The organism is Marinobacterium zhoushanense (genome assembly GCF_014641945.1).
Taxonomy (GTDB): Bacteria; Pseudomonadota; Gammaproteobacteria; order Pseudomonadales; family Balneatricaceae; genus Marinobacterium_D; species Marinobacterium_D zhoushanense.
On sequence record NZ_BMIJ01000008.1, the window covers coordinates 80,132 to 103,717 of the forward strand.

Consider the following 23,586-nt stretch of genomic DNA (forward strand, 5'->3'; position numbering starts at 1 on the left):
GGGATAATATCTATAGAAAAATAACGGAAAGCATATAGAAAGAGTTAAAAACTATAGCCAAATAAATCAATATCGTCTTTAAATGATTCTTCAACTAACAGCTTAGTTTTTTCATTATAAAAGTCCCTATAGTTTTTCTCACCCGAAGAGTTACGCCAAGGTAAATCAGCAACAATCCCTACCTCAGAACAAATTTTTTTAAAGTCAACTGCCAAATTCTCATACTTCCCAACAAAATTTAATGCGACTCTGCCCGTTCGACTACATATAAAATCTTTTTGGAGCCGGACGTTACCTGAACACCGCCATTGCAGATACTGTTCGAATCCCCCAAGGCCTTTAATAAATTCATGCTGATAGTGATATTTATCTTTCAACATAAATTTGTAAAGCGACACTTGCCAATCCCATGGGTTACGGACAAAAGCGAAAGAGAAATATTTTTTAAATTCGTCTTCCCCAAGCTTATCGATAAGTTCAATAGCGGATATATGGCTATGAAAAGGCTGTGGCACGTCGACAAAAGGCAATGCCACTTTTTTATTGATTCTATTTATAAATTGCATGCACTGCCCTGCCGCATAGGGCATTAGCGCTTCAGTTATACTTGTCCCAGCATTCTTATAAACATGAACAAATAAAAATTTATATTTTTCAGACTTTAGCATGCGAACGACCGATTAAAGATCTAAACAACTTAGATAGGATTTTACGAACCAAAAAAAATGGTAACTTTGAGAAGAAATTTAATTTATAACCAACATTATTATAAAACTTCGTTACAACTTTAAACTCTTCCAATTTGAAAATCGCACTATTTCGGAGTTGACTTGATATACCGTCTGTACGATAGAACACTATAGGCTTATTGTGATATGAGAAATCGTACACCCTTTGCGCTCTAAAGAAAAAATCGAAATCCATGCGAATCTTGTAATTTAAATCATATTTACCAATATTCTGAAAAACATCTGACCTGACAAATGTCGCCTGATGACTTACCCTTGCTTTTTTAATGGCAGAATACACGTCATTGCGTTTTTTAGAAAAATCCTCATAAACAGGTGCGATCTTGCCGGTATCGGTTTTATACTGAAAGCAGACTACTTCTGTGTCAAGATAAGGAATGATACTTTCAATCTCATATCTGGAAAGCAAAATATCTCCACAATTCAACATCTGAATATAATCCCCTGATGCGAGACTTATCCCTTTATTGAATGCATCTGATACACCACCATCTTTTTCACTTATCCATAAATCTATATGGTCTTCATATGACTTTATTATATTTATAGTGTTATCAGTAGAAGCACCGTCCACGACAATATATTCGATATACTCATACGACTGCTCTATTACGCTACTAATAGTTTCAGCAATATTTTTTTCGCCGTTATATACTATTGTAATTATACTAATAACAGGCTTTCCACCACTACACTGTTTTAACTTGCGTGTATCCCCCGTCCTTTCAACCATTCGTTACTATTTCCAAAATAATTAAAATACTACGAATAACACACTGATAAGCCATTAAATATAACCAATATTATAATCTAGTTTAAGCTAAACTTGTCCGCATTAAGAATCGATAATTAAGAATATGATAGATAAAACAACAAACAAAAATTATGAATTAAGCAACGACTGATACAAAGCACAATATTTTTCACCAACAACCGCATAGTCAAATTGATTAACTACTTTTTCACGTGCATTTTTACTTAATTGAGTATGATTGCTGTTATGCAGAACCCATTCAATGCCTTTAGCTAAATCAATAGCCTCAAACGGCTTAGCCAAATAACCATTAATCTTATGATCAACTATATCTTTTAGTCCTGTCGTATCGAACGCAACCACAGGTGTTCCACATGACATGGCCTCTGAAGCAGTCTGTCCAAAGGCCTCTTGAAGACTGGGGACCACCATAGCGTCAGCAGCACTGTATGCGATACACAAGCTTAAATCATCGTATAGTCTTCCAAGATAATGTACTCCTTTTAGATCACCGTCTTGTATACGAGGAGGACTACTGCCAAAAATAACCAACTCAACATCATTTACGTTTAAAGCAGCTAACGCTTCTACTAACTTTGAGTATCCTTTTCTTGCATCGCTTTCAGCACCCATAGCACCAAACAAAACAATTTTTTTGTCTGGCGACAAATCTAACAATCGTCGCGCAACATTTCGGTCGACTGGACGATATATGTTAGTATTAATAGGATTAGGTATTGATATTGCCTGCCTATTGGCGAATAGAAAACTTTCCTTAGCCTCTCTTTCTAGCCACTGACTAACGCCGACTAATGTCAAGGATGGAATCCGTGAGAAACTCTTCTCTTTCCTTCTCATCACCCATGACGAAAGATCTTTCTTATCGCCCTTTTTTAATAAAGGACACCCATTACAGCCATGTTTAAATTTTTCACACCCTTCACTATAATGGCACCCTCCGGTAAATGCCCACATATCATGGAGCGTCCATACAACCGGCACTGATATTTTAGCCAGTTCATCAACCGAAACCATTCCATCACATAACCAATGAAGATGTACTATATCTGGCTTGACCTCATTAATTTTTTTTACAACATCTGAAAAAGGTAGCCAGGCCGGAGAAAACAATACTCGACTTCTGTCCGAGTATCTAACTAAAGGCAACGAATCAAAAGCAGGGCGCAGCTTATTAAATAAACGCACTATTTTTGATTTGCTCACTAAAACTAAATCGTCATCTCCACTTTTACTTTGAACAAGTATCTTTGAGTCTACATTTTCATTTAACAAAGCCTCATGTAGCCGATATGCTGCTCTAGCTGCTCCACCATATATATCGTAAGTACTAACATGTAATACTTTCATTATATAAAATTTTTACCTGTCAAAATTCGACTTATCTTATTAACTATTCGATAAAATATATTTTTACGTCTACTCTTATAGTATTTTTTAACAGCTAGAACGAAGTCTTCATCCTCGCGGAAGCAAAAGTCCCAATTAATTTTATAAGTACTATTCAAAATAGGATTTTTTGCTTTAATTATAGAGTCAGTGCTATTCCCACAATTTACCCCGCTACCGTCACGACCAATGTTATCAACATAGGATATTGCCGGATTTAAACACAGTCCATCTGCTTCGAAGATCGTCGCATACCAAAAAACGGCCCAAGTATTAATCTTTCCTAATTTATTATCAATGATCTGAGGCCAAAAAGCACTCGTACCCTCCAAATCAAAATCGTATTTTTGCTGATCAGACCAATCACTAATAATTCTTTCAGGATCTTTTCTGAAAGCATCCCATCGATTTTTCCACGTAGCCCACCCCCAGCAATTCATAACCCGCCAAAAATAGACATCTTTTTCTTTATTTAGAGCTACAGGATAGTTCCACCCACTTATATGCCAAACCTCTTGACTATATAAATAAGTATCCAACGCAGAATTCATAAATTTCAAAAAGTAAGGGCTTGTTACTATATCGTCCTCTAATACAATCACCTTACCATATTTATCTATAACCTCTGTCACGCCATCGATTATAGATTTTGCCAACCCCAAATTAATTTCTCGTTCAATAATCTTAATACTATTAAATCCATCAATAGACTTTATATAATTACGAACTTCAATTACTTTACCAGTATCCTTTTCATACTTAGCAGCATCACTAAAAATATAAAGATCACTTTGCTGTGCAAGCTCATTATTGGCAAGAGCGCTAATTGTACTTTTTGTGTGATCAATTCGATTGTAAACGAATAGAACAATTGGAGCCAGACTCATCTAAACACTTCAACATATTTGAAAGAATTAACAAGGTTAAATAGCTAGACATAGAATACTGATGTGAATTATTTTTCCACATTTCCTAATATAGTCTGCCACACATTTTTCACGGCACTATCACCAAATAACTCATTAGCTCGATTTCGAATCGCTTCCCTGCTTGCAAGCTGGCTACTAATATTTTTTGAAACTGACTCAACTAACTCACCTATTGTCTTATATGTGGTAAGTCCATCGAAACCTATCTCTGTCGAAAGCCATAATAAGAACGGAGTTTCGATCGCTATAACAGGTACTCCAAGAGATGCAGCATAAAAAAAACTTCCACTTACTATCATCTCTTTATCTACTTGAGCTAATATTAGCCCAGACGATTTCGATACCAATTCCTGAGCTTCAATTTTATCCAAAAAGCGATTTACAATCTCAACATTTTTACCTTTAGCTAAATCTTGGAGCTCATTCAAATAACCTATTTCATCACAACGCCCTGCTATGACCAACTTCTTGCAACTATTCCAATTACGGATTACATCGCTAATATTTTTATATCGAGCAATACTTCCGAACATAACAAAATAGTCAGCCATTCCCTTACTACTTAATATTCCATCTCCTGAAGTTACACTTATTTCATACAAAGGGTGTGGTATATACTTATAGCCTTGTCTTAATAGGTGCCCCGAATGTGTAACCTTTAGGCTCGCTAAATCAGCCAGAAAAGACGTCAATCTGGTTGCAAGTTTTGCTCTCCACCCATACATGTGATGGGGATATATATTGTGACGCACATAAACAACTCGCCGGGCCATTATGCGATACAACAATACATATAAGAAACATTTGGCGAATCCTGTCAACGAAAACTCACCATTATTTCCTCTTAAAGCATTTTCGTGCCAGTTTATTATTATCGAATCGTATTCCTTGCGAAATACATATCGAAATGGGTTTTCCAAAAATTCGCACTTCTTACATATTGGAACAACATCATAAATTTCACTCAACATATTTATATTGAGCTCACAATATTCATTATTATTTAGTTTGTAAGGTATATAGGCTATCTTTTTCATATGAAATCAAAGTAATTACATACTAAAAAAAGAGATATTTTCGCCGACGGCTTTTTATTAAAGCAAAGAATTACTTGTCCCATAAATCATATGGAAACGATTCCAATAACTTTTTACCATCCCAATCAATTGATGGCTCGCCACCCATTTCTAACGCAGAGCCAACAGACCTCGCAGCATTAAATCCGCCACGTCCAGAACCTAAATAATAATCTTCATATTTAAAGTCATCTTCATTTTGACTCTTAATCAATCTGGCAGGTATACCAAAAGCTTCAGCAATAATAATCGCATGCAACGAGGAACCAACAACAAAGTTACTTTGAACTATCCTACTAATTATTTCATCAAATTTACCTGTGGGACTAACGACATTGGCATCTTGCTTATAATAATCCAAATCATTCAGATTGGGCACAACGGTAAAGTCATATTTTTTATGGAATGATTGTGAAACATATTTATGGAAATAAGTAGGGAAAAGTAATCCAGGATCCCCAAAAACAGACGGGCATGAAATTGACTTTTTTTCTAAAAAATCTTGAGTTAACGGCCCTCTAATCGCTCTTATATCAAGAGAATTAAAATCATATTTGTTTAATATTTTCCCATTTCTCCCTGTCCCCCACAAAACATCACCATCTGACGCAAAATGTAGAATTGAACCAACTGTAAGTAAGTTAACATCGCTCTTAGCACAATTAACTTTTTTCTTAGACTCCGAAAGTATTTTATCAACCAACATTGGCCCAATCAGATCTCCAAAATTATTCACCCTTTTATATATTGGCAGGTATGAAAAAGGTTTATTTTTAAAATACTTTTTCCTTGGATTCCAATAAATAATATTAGGCATAATTAAACCCAAGACCAATCTGATCAAGTCCTTTCACATTCTCAAGCATTGCAACTAAATTTGAAAAGCGATAAATGCGCATCCCGCTATAACAATCATTGATTCCATAAGAGATAAATAAACTATGGCTGTCTTTTTGGTAAGCTGCACCACAAGGATAAAAACATGCCTCTACTCTACCGTTCAGCTTATTTTTTGGTTGCATACGGTATTCATCAACAGACAATTTAAATAACGGTTTACACGCTACTTTTACGGGTCTAAATGGCGGCACTGAGGTAAATGAAATCATAGAACCGGTATATATATCGCCTGATAGAGATTTTACATGACTCTGCGTTATGTAATAAAACTCCCCCCCTATCTTAATTGGAGAAGCTCCCCCTCTAAGCTCTCCAAACTTTTCTTCAATGTAATTAGAGTCCCAAATAAATTTTGAATACTCATAAGCGTTCGCGATATTTTTAGATCGATCCATTTCCACTTTAAGCACAACAAATGGAGAGATTGAATACACTGCAAAAAGATCGTTATTATATTCAAAGAAACCCCAGTTTTTTTCTATAGATCTTCGCCCATCTTTTTTTATCAGTTTGATTGGATTTGATTTTGGAACAAGATTCTCATTCACCTCTTGAATATATATTTCATTTGGCACTTCCGAGTGCCCAGTGTTATATGTTAGATATAACCGGCCACGAAATAAAAAGAATCTTGGATCTGCGCACCAATCCAACTTGGCTCCATTCTCGTACAATCCAATTGCTGTTTTTTTTTCAACAATTACTTCAAATTTATCATAACTCAGAAGAGAAAACTTCAACTTCCGTACTTTATCTGAGCCCACATATCTATATACCAATACCATACCCTTACTCCCTAAATATAGAGAAGGGTTGAAACAGTAGCCTTCATCCTGCAGTTTAAATGCTATTTTTTTTTGTAGAAAAGGATGAGGATTTAATGTTTTTTGCAAGTAGCCTTTTTTTACTGCATACTCGATCAAAAACAGCTTAGGGAGAAGTTTGTTTTTGAATATTTGAATTTTTTTAAACAGCTTTCTCAATAAACTTTTAAATAATGAACCAGAAAAGCCCGTCATAAAAGATATCACCCATATCTTCTCAGGATATTAAGTAATTTTTCTATTTCATTATCGTAAAAATAGTCGTCACTTAATCTTATTTGGCTGCCATCAAAACCTTTAAGCTCATTTAACATTGTATGTATACGATTTGAAATATTACTTGCGGCAAAAAATGGGACTTTAACCTTTTTTTGTGGCATTTTAAGCTTTATTTCTGTATTTATCACCGTACCAAAGCCATGACTATCCAAAACTTCTTTTGCTGTTCTACACTCAGCAAATGCAATCGGGTAGCAGCCAGCAGCTATTGCTTCTAACATAATTCTCGAACCGCTAGCTTCTGTCATAGAAGTTAGCAGGAATATTTTCGAATCCCCAAGCAATTCACTTAATTCAGTTCTTGGCAAACCCACAACGTTTTTTACATTAATACCTTTAGCAGTTAACTTTTCATATACCTTATTCAACAATGGCAAATTTCTTGCCGGATGGGTATTAGTTGCTGAAATTATATCAATCCGCCTTTCTTTAAATTCTTTCTTATATATATTAAACTCATTTTGATTTATGCCAAATGGCAGCACATGTGTATCACCTGAAAAACCGATATTCCGCAATTCTTCGGCTTGATTTTCAGTAGGAACTATAGCCACATCACATTCGAGTACTGTCTCTTTAAAGCCTCTCTGCATAGATAAGTAGGAAACATCATGATGTACTCGAATAATGTGGATGGAGTTTGGTAAGCTAGCCTTTAACCTAACCAAAGGTTTAATAGCATCGCTATACCAACACAGATTATATAAAATAACATCTGGAGATAATTTCTCTATCTCCTCGACCCAAGATTCAAACCCTTCTTTGAAAAATCTATAATTAACACCTCTTATTGGACCACTCATCTTATGAGATAAATTACCTTCTCTTAAAAAGGCATGACGTTCAATACAATCCGCCTTTTCAAAAACTCTAAGCCAGCTATAAGGAGTTTCCTGGTCTAGCCACTTCGCTGCATAGTTAGCATGATCATGTATTCCAAGCCACTTTATTTTTTTCTCATTAGAAGTCATAAATACCATTAAATATAAAACTAACTAAATATGGTCGGCCATACGACGGAACATATCGTTCCTACACACCAGTTCGTCATAAGTGCCACTGTCTATCACTCTACCCTCACCCATCAAATAAATATTGTCACATTTCTTTACGGTTGCGAGCCGATGTGCGATCATTATTATCGTTTTTTTGCCTGACAAGTCATGGATAGCGTCCATTAACGATTTTTCAGTAATCCCATCGAGCGCACTAGTGGCTTCATCCATGACTAATACTTCGACACCATCATATAACGCCCTAGCGATTCCAATACGCTGGCGCTGCCCCCCCGACAACTGCAAACCACGCTCTCCAACTCTGCTGTCTAAACCCTCTGGTAACTCTTTTATTAAATCTTCTAAATGAGCAATACGCACAGCATTTCTAACTTTATCTTCATCAATTTTTTCTGGAGATAAGCCAAAGGCAATATTTTCTCGAATACTCGAGTCTGCTAAAAATATTGACTGTGGAACATAGCCAATTTTATTCTGCCAGCCTCGCTTATTTTCACTATCTATCTGCTCTCCGTCGACACATAAGCAACCAATATCAGGTTCAATTAGTCCTAGAATGATGTCAATAGCCGTTGACTTACCAGATCCTGAGGCGCCAACCAAACCGATTACTTTATTTTTTGGAAAGCTAACATTTAACCCTTTAAGAACAGAATCTTTCTTATTTGGATAACGAAACCAAATGTTATCCATGGTTATTTCAGATTGAAAATCAACATCCTTATTAGTTATTATCTCGGTGTTCGTTTCAGAAAACTTGCTTGATTCCAAATCCGCTTTCAAATTATCGAATACTATCATATTCCCACGCAAGCTTGCCAAAGCCACATATATTTGTTGGAAGGCCGGAAGCAGCTTAAAACCAGCTAACGCGTATACAGCCAGCACTGGCAAAACAGTTGCGAGATCACCTTCGTGAACTGATAGTAAGTACATTACCAATACTATGATGGAGCTAAAAGCTAACAATTCCATCGCATAACGAGGAACTTGAGCCAACACCATGTTAGCTCCTAATGCTCGGCCATAACGGCTACTTGTTTCAGCAAACCTCAGATTAAAATTAGACTGACGACCTAATAACATTGTATCTTTAATGCCACCGAATCCTTCCTGCATCAGTTTCAATCTATCGCGGTTAACCTCCGTTATAACACTCCCGTTATTCTGCAAACGTCTCCGTACCGTACGATAAAGCACAAAATAAGCGGTAGTGAAAATTAATAGTCCAGCGATAGCAACGAAAGGGTTATAAATAAATATCGCTGTTGTCATAACCAAAGCCATCACAACACGCGCATTTAGTTGTAGAAAAGGCGTAATTACTTGGTTAGTTAACCGATTACTCTCTGAACCTATCTTACTTATCAAATGCACGCTAGTTCCATTCGCATGAAATAGCCACGTTTGTTGCATATAGTATCTATACAAACGCGAACTCAACTCTGCTCCTAGCTGTTGTGCATAATTTGATAAACGCCATGTAGTAAATATTGAAATACACGCTGAACAAGTTAACACTATTATTACAGAGATTGCCAAGAAAAACAGAAAATCCTCTGGTGTATTTAGTCCACTATGATGATAGAGGTTTGCTACTATCCCTGGTTCCTCTATGCGTTTTGTATTTGCAACAAGCGACATAAACGGACCTATCGAAAAAACACTAGCCATTTCTGCGAATGCCATTAGCACGACAAACAATTGAAGAATCAGTAGGTTTTTACGCTGATCAGAAGATAGTAGTTTGTAAAGAAGCTTCAGTTGTCTAAACATATAAAATCAAGAAATTTATATTTAATCGTTACCAAAAAGATCCCGCGTATAAACCTTTTCAACTACGTCTTCAATCTCCGTGGTCATGCGGTTAGCGATAATGACGTCACTACTGTTTTTAAATTCAGCCAGGTCGTGAATAACACGAGAGTGGAAAAATTCATCCTGTTCCAGCACAGGCTCATACACCACCACTTCAACCCCCTTCGCCTTAATCCGCTTCATCACCCCCTGAATAGCAGACGCACGGAAGTTATCCGAGCCACTTTTCATCACCAGACGGTAGATTCCGACGACCTTCGGATTACGCCGTAGTACGGAATCGGCAATGAAGTCCTTACGGGTGGTGTTGGCGTCAACGATGGCGCGGATCAGGTTACTGGGGACGTCGGCATAATTGGCGAGAAGCTGCTTGGTGTCTTTCGGTAGGCAGTAACCGCCGTAGCCGAAGGAGGGGTTGTTGTAGTGGCTACCGATGCGGGGATCCAGGCCTACACCTTCGATGATATGGCGAGTATCCAGGCCGTGGGTTTCGGCGTAGCTGTCGAGCTCGTTGAAGTAAGCGACACGCATGGCCAGGTAGGTATTGGCGAACAGTTTGATCGCTTCAGCTTCGGTGCTGTCGGTGAACAGGGTCGGTACATCCTGCTTGATCGCCCCCTGCTGCAACAGGGCAGCAAAGCGTTTTGCGCGCTCGGACTGTTCACCGACGATGATACGGGAGGGGTAGAGGTTATCGTGAAGCGCCTTGCCTTCACGCAGGAACTCGGGAGAGAAGATGATCTGCTGGGTATTGAACTGCTCGCGCACGCTGGCGGTGTAACCGACCGGCACGGTCGATTTGATCACCATCACCGCATCCGGGTTTATCGCCAGCACATCACGGATGACAGCTTCCACACTGTTGGTGTTGAAGTAGTTGGTCTCCGGGTCATAATCCGTTGGCGTCGCGATGACAACGAAGTCAGCCCCCTGATACGCACTCTCTTTGTCCAGGGTGGCACGGAAGTTCAGCGTTTTCTCCGCCAGGTACTGCTCGATCTCCACGTCCTCTATCGGGGACTTGCGATCATTGAGCAGTGCGACCTTCTCTTCGACGATATCGAGCGCCACCACTTCGTTATGCTGGGCAAGAAGGATGGCGTTGGAGAGACCTACATAGCCGGTACCGGCAATTGCAATTTTCACTGTTCTGTCTTACCCGTTGATCGAGAAGCACCGAACATAGCGCTGACCACCCGACGTTTTACCGCCCGGCATTGACCTTTCCTGGTCATCAGACACGCTACCGCCCGGAGGTTGCCTGTCGGATACTCCCCAAAACCCTGCTTTGGGCCCCCTCTCACAAGGGCACCCCCACCAATTTGAACAGGGCGATTCTACACGACTTTGGTTGGCAGCCCTACACGCCTATAATCCGTACTGGCTTTTCGATTGATTGGGTACAAGATGTCTGGCTTTCATTGGTATGTCGTGCAATCCAAGCCGGGGCAGGCTGCACGCGCCTGTACCGAGCTTGAGAATCAGGGCTATGACGTTTTTTTCCCTCAAGTCAGCGTCGAAAAGATCAAGCGCGGAAAACGCGTTGAGCAGATCGAGCCACTGTTTCCCGGCTACCTGTTCATCTACCTGTCGGAAGTTGAGAGCAACTGGCGTCCAATTCGTTCCACTCGAGGCGTAGCTCGGATGGTCAGCTTTGGCAACAATCCCGCCATCGTGCCCCACAACGTGGTTGAAGCGTTACGGAGCAAACTGCGCAGGGACAAAGAACCCGTACATCAGCTGCAAGTGGATCAGAAGGTCGAGATCGCGGAGGGCCCCTTCCGTGGCCTCGACGCAGTCTTTCTGCAGTATGACGGTGAGCAGCGTGCCTTCCTGCTACTGGAACTGCTGGGACGCTGGCAGAAGCTGTCCGTCGATCTAAAAGATATCAAGGCGCCCTGAGGCGCCTTACATATCATGCTTTGGATTTCAGATAGGAACGCCAACCACCAAAGGCTGTTATCTCCTCAGCTCCTTCGAGACCATAGGGCTCACAGATAAAGCCGCTAACGGCGCCACCATCGGCCAGACGCACCTTGCCTATACCCAGGGGTGCCGGAATTCCGGTAACGAAGCTGCCAAACTCTGCAGCCGGTATCGACCAGATCTCCACATTGATCGCCTCACCCGCTTTGTCATCCAGCACGAGACCCGGACGATAGGGCGGGCCACCCGCAAGCGCATACATGCGATAGACCGGTGCAGTGGTTGTCGTCTGTTTCAATACCGCCCCGCGTTCGGTCAGCTGCCAGTTCAGCGGCAGCCCCTCCAGATGGGCGCCGCAGACCAGGACGTCGATCCAGTCAGGATTGCTTACAGGGTTAGTATGAAGACCCTCTTCGTCGGCACTTGCTTCAGTGGCTGGTTCGACACCCAGTGGCAGCGCCAGCCCCCGCTGGATTCGGTTGGCGATCGACAGCAACGCACGGTCGCTGAAGTAATTCCCCACTAACGTGATACCAAAAGGCAGGCTTTCATCAGTGAACGCCGTGGGTACCGCCACAGAGGTCATGTCGAGCAGGTTCATAAAGTTGGTGTAGTATCCAAGCTGGGAGTTGTAGAGGATTGGCTCAGACAACATTTCATCGACGGTAAACAACCGCCCCGCCGTAGGGGTCAGCAGGCAATCCAGGCCAGCCATCTGCGCCTGGCATTTCTGCTTCAACGCTTCCAGGCGATACTGTGCCTTGAACAGCTCGGTGGCCAGCGGCTTACCCCCCGGTTCGATGATCGCCCGCACCACCGGGTGGATAGCCCCTGGATTATCGTCGATCAGCGGTTGGCAGGCGATGTAGCGCTCGGACACCCAGGGCCCCTCGTACAGCAGCAGCGCGGCTTCGTTGAACGGTTCGTAATCGATCTCGACAAACTCCAGCCCCAACCCCCGAAGCTTTTCCAAGGTCTCTTTGTACGCACTCTCATAACCCTTATCACCGAAGAACTTCAGTTGTGCCTCTGGCATAATGCCGACCTTCAGGGTGCCATCGCGAAAGCCGTAGTGACGGCTCTGGTTAGCAAAGGGGTTGGCTCGACTATAGCCATCACGCTCATCAAATCCTTCTGCGCACGCCAGCACTTCATTGGCATCATCCGCAGTCAGGGCGAAGATACTGATGCAGTCCAGGCTGCGGCAGGCCGGTACCAGACCGGTGCTGGATAGCAACCCTCGCGTGGGTTTTAGACCGATCAGGTTGTTAAAGCAGGCGGGCACGCGGCCGGAACCGGCGGTATCGGTGCCCAGGCTGAAGCTGGCCAGCCCCAGCGCGACCGAGACGGCGGAACCGGCACTGGAGCCGCCACTGATGTAGTCGGGATCGAAGGCGTTGCGGCCCGGACCATAGGGTGAACGGGTGCCGTTCAAGCCGGTGGCGAACTGGTCCAGGTTGGCCTTGCCTACGGGGATGGCACCGGCATCGAGCAGCTGCTGCACAACCTGAGCGGATTCACTCGGGGTATAGGCAAACTCGGGACAGCCTGCGGTGGTCGGGATACCGGCCAGATCTATATTGTCCTTGATCGCAAAAGGCACGCCCCAGAGCGGATGGCTGTCGATTGCTTTCTGTTCCAGCGCCTCCAGGTAGGGCTGCAGTTCCGCCTCGGTCAGCTGATGAATCCAGATATTACGGTCGGTATACTGCGCCGAACGTTCACGAATATCGTCCATCAGTTGAGTTGGTGTCAGGGTACCTGCTGCATAGGCGGCGCGCAGACGCGCAATGGTCATATTGCTGCTCATATCGATCTCCTTAAACCTGCTCGTCCAGTACAGACTCCTCAATCACCACCAGGGCCTGCCCGGCGTTCACCCTATTGCCCGCATTCAACAACATGTGGCTCACCACACCGGCACTGGGCGCGTGGATCGGGACCTCCATCTTCATCGACTCCAGAATCATCAGCGCCTGTCCCGCTTCCACTGTGTCGCCTACCTTCACCTCGGTCTGCCAGACACTGCCTGAAACTGGGCTATCAACGACCAAACTCTCCTCCGGCCAGCTCTCCTCCTGATCGCTGGTTTCCAGTTCTTCGGTCTCGAAGATGAACTGTCCGTTGGCGTGCCAGCGCGCCAGCTCCTCTTCAAAAGCGGCATTGCGCTTCGCCTTGAAGCTGTCGATCTCCACTGCGTTCTGTTCGATAAACCGCTCGTAATCAGACAGCGAGAAGCTCGACTCCTCGATCTTGAGCGGATAACGGCCCTGCGGAAAATCGCGCCGGATCGTCTGCAGCTCGTCGTGACTGACCTCGTAGAAGCGGATCTGATCGAAGAAGCGCAGCAGCCAGGGGTTTTCGAACTCCCGGGTCTGGCGATAGCGGTTCCACATCTGCAGGGTGCGTCCGACGAACTGGTAGCCGCCTGGCCCCTCCATGCCGTAGACGCAGAGGTAGGAACCGCCGATACCAACGGAATTTTCCGCGGTCCAGGTCCGCGCCGGGTTGTACTTGGTGGTGACCAGACGGTGGCGTGGATCGATCGGTGTCGCCACTGGCGCCCCCAGATAGACATCGCCCAGCCCCATCACCAGGTAAGACGCATCGAAAACGACCTTCTTGACCTCATCGATACTCTCCAGCCCGTTGATACGGCGGATAAACTCCAGGTTGCTCGGACTCCAAGGCGCGTTCTTGCGTACCGACTGGTCATATTTCTCGATCGCCAGACGGCAGGCCACGTCATCCCATGACAGCGGGATATGCACGATGCGCGAGGGTACGGTGAGCTCGGTCAGCTGTTCGGCCAGCGACCGTTCAGCCTTTTCCAGATGCTCAAGCAGATCGGCGTGATTGAGCTGCTGGGAGTCGAAATGGATCTGCAATGAACGGATACCCGGCGTCAGCTCACGCAGACCCGGCAAGCGGTTTTTCTGCAGCCACTGCATCAACGCATGGGCACGAAAACGCAAGCGGACATCCAGTGCCTGCTCACCATACTCCACCAGCAGGAAGTGATCGCCCGCCGCACGGTAGACGATCTCGTCTCCAAACTTTGAGGCATCCAGGGTTTTCAGAATCGGGGAGGTAGGCTCCACCGGTTTCCACTCTAAGGTCTGTTCAGTCAAGGAGGCTATCTGCGCCATCTGCGCCCGTTCCAGCGCGACCGCCTGCTCGATGGAAACCGGCACGAAACGCACCCTGTCTCCTGCCCTGAGCTGGCCCAGCTTCCACAGGTCCGCCGTGATCACCGTGGCGGGACAAACGAAACCGCCCAGAGAGGGACCATCCGGCCCCAGGATCACCGGCATATCGCCGGTAAAGTCCACGGTGCCAAAGGCGTAGGCGTTATCGTGAATGTTGGAGGGATGCAGCCCCGCCTCGCCGCCATCCTTGCGGGCCCAATTCGGTTTCGGGCCGATCAGACGTACGCCGGTGCGGCTCGAGTTGTAGTGGATCCCCCAGTCGGTGGCAAAGAAGGTATCGATATCCTCAGAAGTAAAGAAGTCCGGCGCACCATGGGGGCCGTAGATCACACGCAGTTGCCAGGAGTTGGACAGGGCCGGCTTCAACGCCGCTGGCAGCACAACCGGGGATACCGGCTCGGCGGAGGCATCCAGCTTCAGCACGTCGCCGGCACGCAAGGCGCGGCCGTTATGACCACCGAACTGGCCCAGGGTGAAGGTGGATTTGGAACCGAGATATTCAGGGCACTGAATACCGCCGCGCACCGCCAGATAGGCACGGACCCCCGCCTCCTTGATCCGCCCCAGACTCAGTTGCTGGCCCGCTTTAACCTCAACCACCTGCCAGAGCGGCAACGGCTGATCATCCAGCTTGCCCTCAATCTGAGCGCCGGTCAGTACGATCTGGGTGTCACTGGCAAAACTCAGCACCGGCCCCTGAAGGGTAATCTCCAGTGCCGCAGCATCCTCTGGGTTCTCAAGCAGGCGGTTGGCCAGACGGAAGGCATAGCTGTCGAATGGGCCTGAGGGCGGCACACCCACATCCCAATGCCCCATGCGGCCGGGGAAGTCCTGAATCGTCGTTTGCGTCCCCCCCTGGATCACATCGATCCGTGCCGGCTGATAGACGAAGCGGTTCAGATAGCGAGTGGTCACTTCCCCCTTGGCCAGCACGTTATCTCGGCTCAACGCACGCAGATAGCCCAGATTGGTTTCACTGCCGTAGAGTCGCGTATCGTCCAGCGTCTGCTGCAGCTTGGCCAGCGCAGCATCACGATCCTCGGCATGCACGATTACCTTGGCCAGCATTGGGTCGAAAAACGGCGGCACATCGATGCCGGACTCGATCCAGTGGTCGATGCGCACCCCCTCACCTTCCGGGAACCCCACCTCGGTCAAGAGGCCTGCGCAGGGCTGGAAACCCTTGTAGGGATCTTCGGCGTAGAGGCGTACCTGTATTGCATGACCGCCTGGATTAAGAGCGGCACGTTTGTCATCCAGCGCCAGCGCCTCACCTGCGGCCTGACGCAGCATCCACTCGACCAGATCTACACCGTAGACCTCCTCGGTCACGCCGTGCTCCACCTGCAGTCGGGTATTTACCTCAAGGAAGTAGAAAGCGTCGGTGTCGGCATCGTAGATAAACTCCACGGTACCGGCGTTGCGGTAGCTGACACTGGAGAGCAGTTTTTCGGCGGTGGTGTGCAGCTCGACGCGCACCTCATCGCTCAGATTGGGCGCCGGGCACTCCTCCACCACCTTCTGATTGCGGCGCTGGCTGGAACAGTCGCGCTCGCCCAATGCCAGCGCACTGCCCTGACCATCGCCAAACACCTGCACCTCGATATGGCGAGCCCGCTTGATAAACTTCTCCAGAAACACACCATCGTCGGCAAAGTTGCTGGCTCCCAGGCGTTTGACGCTGTCGAAGGCGCCGACCAGTTCCGCTTCGTCATGGCACAGCTGCATGCCGATACCGCCGCCACCGGCGGTGCTCTTCAGCATCACCGGATAGCCGATCCGTGCCGCCTCGCGCTTAGCTGCGTCAAGATCGGTCAGCAGATCAGAGCCGGGCAGCAGCGGCACACCGGCGTTAAGCGCCAACTCACGCGCCCGGTGCTTAAGGCCAAACGCCTGCATCTGCTCAGGCGTCGGGCCGACAAAGGCGATACCCGCCGCCTCGCAGCGACCCACGAAGCTGGCGTTCTCGCTGAGGAAACCGTAACCGGGATGGATCGCCTGGGCACCACTCTCAGCCACGATCTGCAGCAGGCGCTCCACATTCAGGTAGGTATCGGCGGCACCGCCCTCGCCCAGACAATACGCCTCATCAGCCAGGCGCACGTGCAGGCTGTCGGCATCACAGTCGGCATAGACGGCGACCGAACCGATACCGAGGCGCTTGAGGGTACGAATAATGCGGGTGGCAATGGCACCGCGGTTGGCAATCAGAACTTTGGTAAACATGGTCAAAACCCTGATGCGGGTCGTCCCGCTTTTTGATTTCAACAGTGGTCGTCCACTGAGGGGCTTGCGTCGATATCAGTTATCCCAAACGATCAGCTCGACCGGCGTTGGGTTATAGCCATTGCAGGGGTTGTTCAGCTGCGGACAGTTGGAGATCAGCACCACCACATCCATCAACGCGGTCAGTTCCACGTACTTGCCCGGCGCGGAGATGCCGTCTTCAAAGGTCAGTCCGCCCTCTTCCGTTACCGGCACGTTCATGAAGAAGTTGATGTTGTGGCTGATATCGCGCTTCTCGATGCCGTACTCCGGGTGCTCGGCGATCGCCAGCATCCAGCTGTCGCGGCAGGCGTGCATGCAGCGCTTCTCCAGGTCGTAGCGCACGGTGTTGCTCTCGGTGGCGCAGGCGCCGCCAAGGGTGTCGTGTCGACCACAGGTGTCGGCCACGATCTCCAACATCGGGGTGTTATCGTTGGAGCGCAGCACCGAACCGGTGGTCAGGTAGACGTTACCCTGCTCGCGGATGGTATCCATCGCACTGTAGCGCTCACTCGGGTCTGCCGCGCTGTAGAACAGGGTATCGGCGGCCTGATTCCCCTCCAGATCGAGGATGCGCAGGGTCTGGCCCGCTTTGACGGTGCCGATGTAGTAGTCGCCGGCATCGATCGTGGTGCGGGAAACAGCCTGCTCCGGCTGGCGTGTACTTTCGGTCAGCATGGCGCTCTCCTTATCTGCCCAGGTGGTACAGGGCATTGTTCTGGAATCCGCGTCGATTTTCCGGGCGGAAGTTCAGGCAGTAGTCGTCATCGGCGACCGGTTCCGCCTCGCCCAGCTCGATCCGTACCGGCTTGCGGGGATACTCGGCAGCGGTGCTAAGCGGATGGGGGCAGGTGTGCAGCAGCACCAGGGTGTCCATCTCGAAGCGCAGCGTCACGCTGCTCCCCGCTGCGCTATGCCCCTCGACCAGCGCCATATTGCCCTCGGCATCGGTGCCCACCTTGCTGAACCAGTTGATATTGGCCGCCGTGTCGGCACGGCCCAGCCCGTATTTGGCCAGCTCCACCAGAAAGGCGTCATAGCCGTTCTGGTGCCAGTCGTTGCGGTCGTTCTGGTAGTCACGCTTGCCCCAGCGCGCGGCGACCTGATCGGCATGGCTGTTACCGCAGACCGTTTCATGCCAGCCCAGACTGTCCTCGACGATGGAGGCAAAGATGCGCCCCATATCGGAGTAGAGGCAGTTGCCCCGGGTCAGCTTGAAGGTGTGCTGGCATTTCAGCGTATCGGGAGCGTTGTAGCGCTCGAGCAGGTTTTCCGGGTTGTAGAACAGCATGCCGACGTTTGCGCCACCGACGATATCGGTCAGCCGCATCAGCGTGCCCTTGCGCAGCCGCAGCGACCAGTGGCCGCCCGGTGCGATCTCTGTTGTGTATTGGATCTCGTTCATCTCTTGTTTCCTTCTCAACCTCGGTTCAGACGGTATTTCAACGCTTTGCCTTTATGCCGCTCAGGCGAGCTGAGCAACGGGCCTGAGGTTGTCATCAATCTCTTCGTAGGTTGCACGGTCGAGCTTGCCCACCGGCAGGTCGTAGGTGATGCTGGCGCCGTAGGCGTTTGGGGCCTGGGGGTCCTGTCTGAGCTTGTCGAACACCCAGAGCCGGGTGCCGAGGTAGAACCCCTCTTTCAGATCGTGGGTGACCATGAACACGGTCAGCTTGTGCTCGTGCCAGAGGTTCAGCACCAGCTCATGCATGTCGGCACGGATGCCTGGATCCAATGCACCGAACGGCTCGTCCAGCAGCAGGATGCGCGGCTTGCCGAGCAATGCCTGGGCGATGGCAAGACGCTGCTTCATGCCGCCGGACAACTCGTGAGGATACTTATCCAAGGCTTGGCTGAGCCCCACCTGATCGAGCATCGCTTTCGCTTCATCACGGGCCTGGCGTTTAGCACCACCGAACAGGTAACCGGTGATGCCGTTACGGGCGAACGCCTTGGCGGTCATCACGTTTTCCAGCACGGTCATATGCGGAAACACGGAGTACTGCTGAAACACGATGCCACGATCCGGCCCCGGCTCATCCGGGATCGGCTTGCCATCGAGCAACAGCTCACCACTGGTGGGCGTCTCCGTGCCGAGCAGCATCTTGAGGAAGGTGCTTTTACCACAGCCGGAGGTACCGACCATGGTGACGAATTCACCCTCGGCCACCGACATGTTGATCCGCTCCAGCACCACGTTGTCGCCGTAGCGTTTCCACAGGTTTCTGGCTTCGATCATCAGCGGCCTCCTTGTACGTTCCAGGGGTAGAGCCGGCGGCTCAACAAGGCCAATGCGATGTCGAGCAGGAACGCCAGCAGCGTAATCCAGGCCACATAGGGCAGGATCACATCCATTGACAGGTATCGACGTACCAGGAAGATGCGGTAACCCAGGCCGTCGGTGGAGGCGATCGCTTCCGCCGCAATCAGGAACAGCCAACCGGCACCCAATGACAGTCGTACCGCGTCGATCAGCTTCGGCATCAACTGCGGCAGTACCACGCGGATCAGGATCTGCAGCGTACTGGCGCCCAGCGTTTGTGCCTTTACCAACTGCTCTGAAGGGATCTCTTCGGTGCGGCGTTGGATATCGCGGGCGATAAACGGCGTGATACCGATGGCGATCAGTACCACCTTGGACAGCTCACCCAGGCCGAACACGATGAACAGGATCGGCAGCAGTGCCAGTGGCGGCACCAGCGAGATCACCGTCAGCAGCGGCGAGACTCCGGCACCGATCATCGGCAGGGCGCCGGTCAGCATCCCCAACAGCAAGCCGATCAGCGCGGCGATCACCACACCCAGCCCAAGCCGGTTCAAACTACTGCCGGTATCGGCCCAGAACAGGTACTCGCCGGTGCGCTTACTCGGCTCGAACGCCATGCGGTGGATCGCATCGCCCATCTGCGCAAAGCTGGGTAGCAGCTTGTCGTCCGGGTTCAGCTCCAGACGGGCGTCGGAACCGGCCATGTAGATCAGCAGTAGCAGCACGAAGGGCAACAACCCCAGCGACATTCGCAATACCGATCCCGGCGTCTTGTTGATCATTCGTTTCATGAAAGATCCCTGCGGGGGCACACGCCCCCGTTCCGGTTCTTCAGGAGATTAGAGCTGGCCGTCGGCCGCCATCTGCATATACGTGGGATCGAAGCGCAGCTTGATATTGCTCTCGCTGCCGAATACGCCTGAGGGGGTTTCGATACCGATGAAACCGGCATCCGGGGCACCCTCACCGAGCAGGCCATGATCGAAGGAGAACTCGGCCACATGCTGCATAGTGGTTTTCAGGGTATTGCTGTTGGTCAGCTCAAGCGCGGACTGAGGGGTGTAGAACATCTCGGTACTGGCCAGCTGCGCATCGTACCCAGCCAGATCGGTACCGGACGCCTGTGCCATGTAGGTACGGACCGCTTCCGCCTCCACGCCAGTGCCGCTCATCAGTCCCATGATCTCGTACCAGGCACCGACCAGCGCCTTACCCAGCTTCGGGTTCTCGGCCAGGGTATCGGTGTTGACCACCAGCAGGTCGATGATCTCGCCCGGAATCTGGGAGGAGTCGAACACCTTGTGCGAGTCGGGCATGGCGGTGATTTCGCTGAGCAGCGGGTTCCAGGTCACGACAGAAGTGACATCGTCGGTGCCGTAGACGGCGACCATATCGGCATCGGAGGTGTTGACCACCTGCACGTCCGCCTCGGACATACCGACGGTTTCAAGACCCCGCGCCAGCAGGTAGTGGGATACGCTGAGCTCGACCAGATTCACGTTCTGGCCCTTGATATCGGCCAGAGACTCTTTGCCCTTCAACACAACGCCGTCGTTACCGTTGGAGAAATCGCCGACGATCAGTGCGGTGCTATCCACTCCACCGGCCGCGGGGATGGTCAGCGCATCCATGTTGGTCATGGTACAGGCGTCGAAACCGCCGGCGGTGTACTGGTTGATCGACTCGACGTAGTCGTTGATCTGCACCACATCGATAGTGATGTCGTACTTGTCGGCCCACTTCTTGACGATCCCCTCTTCGGCGCCATAGGCCCAGGGCATCCAGCCGACATAGATCGACCAGCAGATCTTGAAATCATCTTTGGCAAACGCGGAGGGAGACAGCAGTGCAGCAGATAGAGCGAGTGCGGAAAGCTTGGTTGCGAATCGTTTTGTGGCAGAATGTTTCTTCATGTCGAACCTCTTCAGCTTCAGTTCCAGAATGCGTTTCGGTCTGCGTTCAGGGTGTCACGGTCGTTACGGAGTACTCTTGGCCAATACGCCAAACAAGTCTCCCGGGCTTTTATCCCGCCGTGTAACCCATCGCCGAGCCGAATCGCTCTAGCTGAGAGGTCGAGTGCTCTCGGACCAGTCGTCACCTATCATTTGGAGGTGACCGGAACCCTAGCGCTCTATTTTCCAGATTGTATTCGCCGTATCGCCAAGAGTACGGTCCACTGATTTTATACAAGTATCGGGCCAGATAGCCATGAGTGCCGTTTCAACAACCAGAAAACCAGGCACTATTCCAAAAATATTCAAACATTTATAGCCGATACTCTGTTACATCGAAAGCCCTGATTATCACCGGGAGCCTGTCAGGCATACCTGCAACCGCATGCCCCCACACTGAGCACGCGCACCAACACAGGGCATAAAACCCCATCATTCCGGTCTCGCTGCCGGCGAATCCGTGCATTTGCCTGGCCCGGGATTTCTGAGCCGTATCAGCCTGACCATTTTGTTGTTGATCTGCAGCAGCGGTCTGTCTACATTTGTATGCAGCCCACGGACAGGGACGACGAAACAGGATGATCAGCAAGTCACAATCGATCAGTGTCCGCGTATCTGAAGATGATTACGCCTACCTGACGCCTATCACGCGATTCGGCGTGCCTATCTACACCATTTTTGACCCACTGACCAAGAGCGCGACACGTATTCAGTCGCAGGACGGCAGCTCCTCCGCTACCCAATTTAAACCGTCACCATTCCTCGCCGTAGATCAACTCCTTCGCCGCCTGGTACCCGCACTGATACCCGAAGCCAGTGGTGACCTGCTGAATACGGATATGGCCATACAGGTCAAAAATAGGCTGCCAAACGATCTCAATCGCCTCAATATCTCAAATGCCAAGGAGTAGCGTTATGTCTGAAGGATTATTCAAACGCATAGGTCGACTGGTGTCGGCTTCCGCCAATTCACTGGTCGACAGTTTGGAAAATACCGCGCCAACCGCCGTGATGGAGGAAGCGATTCGAGAGATCGACAGCGCCATTGCCGATGTCCGGGCACAGTTGGGCAAGGTCGAAGCGGCACGCTATCTGAGCTCGAAAAGCCTGAACAGCGACAACACCCGCCATGCACAACTGCAGGAGCAGATTGAGCTTGCCGTATCCCAGCGACGCGACGACCTGGCGGAAGTGGCCATATCACGCCAGATGGATATTGAAGCCATGATACCGGTGGTGGAAAAAAGCATTGCTGACAGCGACGCCGAAATTAAGGAGCTGAACGCCTATATTCAGGCCCTGCAGGCCAAAAAGCGCGAAATGCATGAGACCCTGAGCGAGTATACAAAGGTCAGTGGTGCCGCGGTTCAGGCCGAGCATGCAGGCTCCGCTACGGTAGAAACTCAGGTTGAACAGGCAACCGATGCGTTTAACCGAATACTGAGCAAAGCGGGCGCGCCAGGCGTCAGCAGCGGAGATGAGCGAAAACTGGCGGAGCTGGATCAGCTGGCGCGCCAGAATCGGATTCAGGAGCGTCTGGCCCGGGTTAAATCGCAGGCGGACGGTTAATGGCCTTTCTGTTTGCAGATGCTAACTACCCCTTTGCCGTTGCGCTGGTACTGATGCTGATCATCGCTGTGCTCGAAGGGGCACTGGTGGTGATCGGCCTGGGGCTGTCGCAGTTTGTTGACGCTCTGCTGCCGGAGGTCGATCTGAGCATCGATGGTGACGCGCCCAACCTGGGGCTGAGCCGCTTTCTTGCCTGGCTGCGTATCGGTCAGGTACCGGTTCTGATCATTCTGGTACTGCTGTTGATGCTATTTGGCCTTAGCGGCGTAGCACTGCAGTCACTGATGCAGTCCACCCTGGGCTTTACGCTTCCTGCAATTGTTGCCGCAGTGCCGGCATTGGCCGTGGCGCTGCCTCTGACGCGTCTGCTGGCCGGCACGTTGGGCAAGGTACTGCTGAAAGACGAAACCGAGGCGGTCTCCTCCGCATCGTTCATCGGCCAGATCGCCACTATCACCCTGGGCGAAGCCCGCGAGGGCAGCCCGGCGGAAGCGCGCTTGCGCGACCGTTTTGGCACCACTCACTACATGATGGTGGAGCCGGATGATGGTGAATCTTACGGCGCCGGCGAGAGCGTGTTGCTAGTGCAGAAACAGGGCGCGGTGTACCGGTGCATCCGCTCCGACAATCAACATCTGCAATAAAGA

Annotated in this window: 21 protein-coding genes and 1 riboswitch; of the genes, 4 read left to right on the forward strand and 17 right to left on the reverse strand. The window is 49.3% G+C overall.

Going from position 1 to position 23,586, the window contains the following annotated elements; genetic code table 11:
• Positions 1 to 44 precede the first annotated feature (44 nt).
• The 10 genes from IEX40_RS18355 to IEX40_RS18400 form a co-directional block, all read right to left on the reverse strand.
• A complete protein-coding gene (locus IEX40_RS18355; RefSeq protein WP_188750955.1) occupies positions 45 to 668 on the reverse strand; it encodes a sulfotransferase family 2 domain-containing protein in 624 nt (207 codons plus the stop codon).
• The gene (locus IEX40_RS18360; RefSeq protein ID WP_188750957.1) at positions 655 to 1,482 is read right to left on the reverse strand and encodes a glycosyltransferase family 2 protein; all 828 of its coding nucleotides are present in this window, start codon (positions 1,480 to 1,482) and stop codon (positions 655 to 657) included. Before IEX40_RS18360 ends, IEX40_RS18355 begins: the two co-directional genes overlap by 14 nt.
• Before the next feature lie 150 nt (positions 1,483 to 1,632).
• On the reverse strand, positions 1,633 to 2,871 hold the full coding sequence (locus IEX40_RS18365) for a glycosyltransferase family 4 protein (protein ID WP_188750959.1): 1,239 nt from the start codon (positions 2,869 to 2,871) through the stop codon (positions 1,633 to 1,635).
• Positions 2,871 to 3,797, reverse strand: coding sequence for a glycosyltransferase family protein (locus IEX40_RS18370; RefSeq protein WP_188750961.1), 927 nt, complete (start codon positions 3,795 to 3,797; stop codon positions 2,871 to 2,873). Before IEX40_RS18370 ends, IEX40_RS18365 begins: the two co-directional genes overlap by 1 nt.
• 68 nt (positions 3,798 to 3,865) lie before the next feature.
• Complete coding sequence (locus tag IEX40_RS18375; protein ID WP_188750963.1) at positions 3,866 to 4,876, reverse strand: glycosyltransferase family protein; 1,011 nt, start codon at positions 4,874 to 4,876, stop codon at positions 3,866 to 3,868.
• Positions 4,877 to 4,946: 70 nt separating this feature from the next.
• Entirely contained in the window at positions 4,947 to 5,732 is a 786-nt protein-coding gene (locus IEX40_RS18380; protein WP_188750964.1) for a polysaccharide pyruvyl transferase family protein, read from the reverse strand.
• Positions 5,725 to 6,834 (reverse strand): hypothetical protein, encoded by a 1,110-nt coding sequence (locus IEX40_RS18385; protein WP_188750966.1) that lies wholly within the window; start codon positions 6,832 to 6,834, stop codon positions 5,725 to 5,727. The genes IEX40_RS18380 and IEX40_RS18385 overlap by 8 nt, the downstream gene beginning before the upstream one ends.
• 8 nt (positions 6,835 to 6,842) lie before the next feature.
• Entirely contained in the window at positions 6,843 to 7,889 is a 1,047-nt protein-coding gene (locus tag IEX40_RS18390) for a glycosyltransferase (protein WP_188750968.1), read from the reverse strand.
• 24 nt (positions 7,890 to 7,913) lie between these two features.
• Positions 7,914 to 9,710, reverse strand: a complete 1,797-nt coding sequence (locus IEX40_RS18395; RefSeq protein ID WP_188750971.1) for an ABC transporter ATP-binding protein — start codon at positions 9,708 to 9,710, stop codon at positions 7,914 to 7,916.
• Positions 9,711 to 9,731: 21 nt separating this feature from the next.
• Complete coding sequence (locus IEX40_RS18400) at positions 9,732 to 10,898, reverse strand: nucleotide sugar dehydrogenase (RefSeq protein WP_188750972.1); 1,167 nt, start codon at positions 10,896 to 10,898, stop codon at positions 9,732 to 9,734.
• 261 nt (positions 10,899 to 11,159) lie between these two features.
• Here IEX40_RS18400 and rfaH point away from each other — a divergent pair, with 261 nt between their 5' ends.
• Entirely contained in the window at positions 11,160 to 11,654 is a 495-nt protein-coding gene (gene rfaH / locus IEX40_RS18405; protein WP_188750974.1) for a transcription/translation regulatory transformer protein RfaH, read from the forward strand.
• Between the two features lie 13 nt (positions 11,655 to 11,667).
• On the opposite strand, the gene atzF is transcribed toward rfaH, so the two are convergent.
• The 7 genes from atzF to IEX40_RS18440 form a co-directional block, all read right to left on the reverse strand.
• Positions 11,668 to 13,488, reverse strand: coding sequence for an allophanate hydrolase (gene atzF / locus IEX40_RS18410; RefSeq protein ID WP_188750976.1), 1,821 nt, complete (start codon positions 13,486 to 13,488; stop codon positions 11,668 to 11,670).
• A gap of 10 nt (positions 13,489 to 13,498) precedes the next feature.
• Positions 13,499 to 17,113: an urea carboxylase gene (uca, locus tag IEX40_RS18415; protein ID WP_188750978.1), complete on the reverse strand. Its 3,615-nt coding sequence runs from the start codon at positions 17,111 to 17,113 to the stop codon at positions 13,499 to 13,501.
• A 75-nt stretch (positions 17,114 to 17,188) separates the two neighbouring features.
• A complete protein-coding gene (locus IEX40_RS18420; RefSeq protein WP_188750980.1) occupies positions 17,189 to 17,830 on the reverse strand; it encodes an urea amidolyase associated protein UAAP2 in 642 nt (213 codons plus the stop codon).
• Positions 17,831 to 17,840: 10 nt separating this feature from the next.
• On the reverse strand, positions 17,841 to 18,557 hold the full coding sequence (locus tag IEX40_RS18425; protein WP_036185739.1) for an urea amidolyase associated protein UAAP1: 717 nt from the start codon (positions 18,555 to 18,557) through the stop codon (positions 17,841 to 17,843).
• Positions 18,558 to 18,617: 60 nt separating this feature from the next.
• Positions 18,618 to 19,391 carry an ABC transporter ATP-binding protein gene (locus IEX40_RS18430; RefSeq protein WP_188750982.1) on the reverse strand — a complete coding sequence of 258 codons (774 nt, stop codon included), beginning with the start codon at positions 19,389 to 19,391 and terminating at the stop codon, positions 18,618 to 18,620.
• Entirely contained in the window at positions 19,391 to 20,209 is an 819-nt protein-coding gene (locus tag IEX40_RS18435) for an ABC transporter permease (RefSeq protein WP_188750984.1), read from the reverse strand. Before IEX40_RS18435 ends, IEX40_RS18430 begins: the two co-directional genes overlap by 1 nt.
• A gap of 48 nt (positions 20,210 to 20,257) precedes the next feature.
• Entirely contained in the window at positions 20,258 to 21,331 is a 1,074-nt protein-coding gene (locus IEX40_RS18440) for a putative urea ABC transporter substrate-binding protein (RefSeq protein ID WP_188750985.1), read from the reverse strand.
• A gap of 96 nt (positions 21,332 to 21,427) precedes the next feature.
• Positions 21,428 to 21,556, reverse strand: a riboswitch (guanidine-I (ykkC/yxkD leader).
• Between the two features lie 392 nt (positions 21,557 to 21,948).
• Between IEX40_RS18440 and IEX40_RS18445 the strand changes: the two genes are divergently transcribed.
• The 3 genes from IEX40_RS18445 to IEX40_RS18455 are packed head-to-tail and all read left to right on the forward strand — an operon-like array spanning position 21,949 to position 23,583.
• Positions 21,949 to 22,281 (forward strand): hypothetical protein, encoded by a 333-nt coding sequence (locus IEX40_RS18445; RefSeq protein ID WP_188750987.1) that lies wholly within the window; start codon positions 21,949 to 21,951, stop codon positions 22,279 to 22,281.
• 4 nt (positions 22,282 to 22,285) lie between these two features.
• On the forward strand, positions 22,286 to 22,939 hold the full coding sequence (locus IEX40_RS18450) for a PspA/IM30 family protein (protein ID WP_188750990.1): 654 nt from the start codon (positions 22,286 to 22,288) through the stop codon (positions 22,937 to 22,939).
• On the forward strand, positions 22,939 to 23,583 hold the full coding sequence (locus IEX40_RS18455; RefSeq protein ID WP_188750992.1) for a YqiJ family protein: 645 nt from the start codon (positions 22,939 to 22,941) through the stop codon (positions 23,581 to 23,583). The genes IEX40_RS18450 and IEX40_RS18455 overlap by 1 nt, the downstream gene beginning before the upstream one ends.
• Positions 23,584 to 23,586 lie beyond the last annotated feature (3 nt).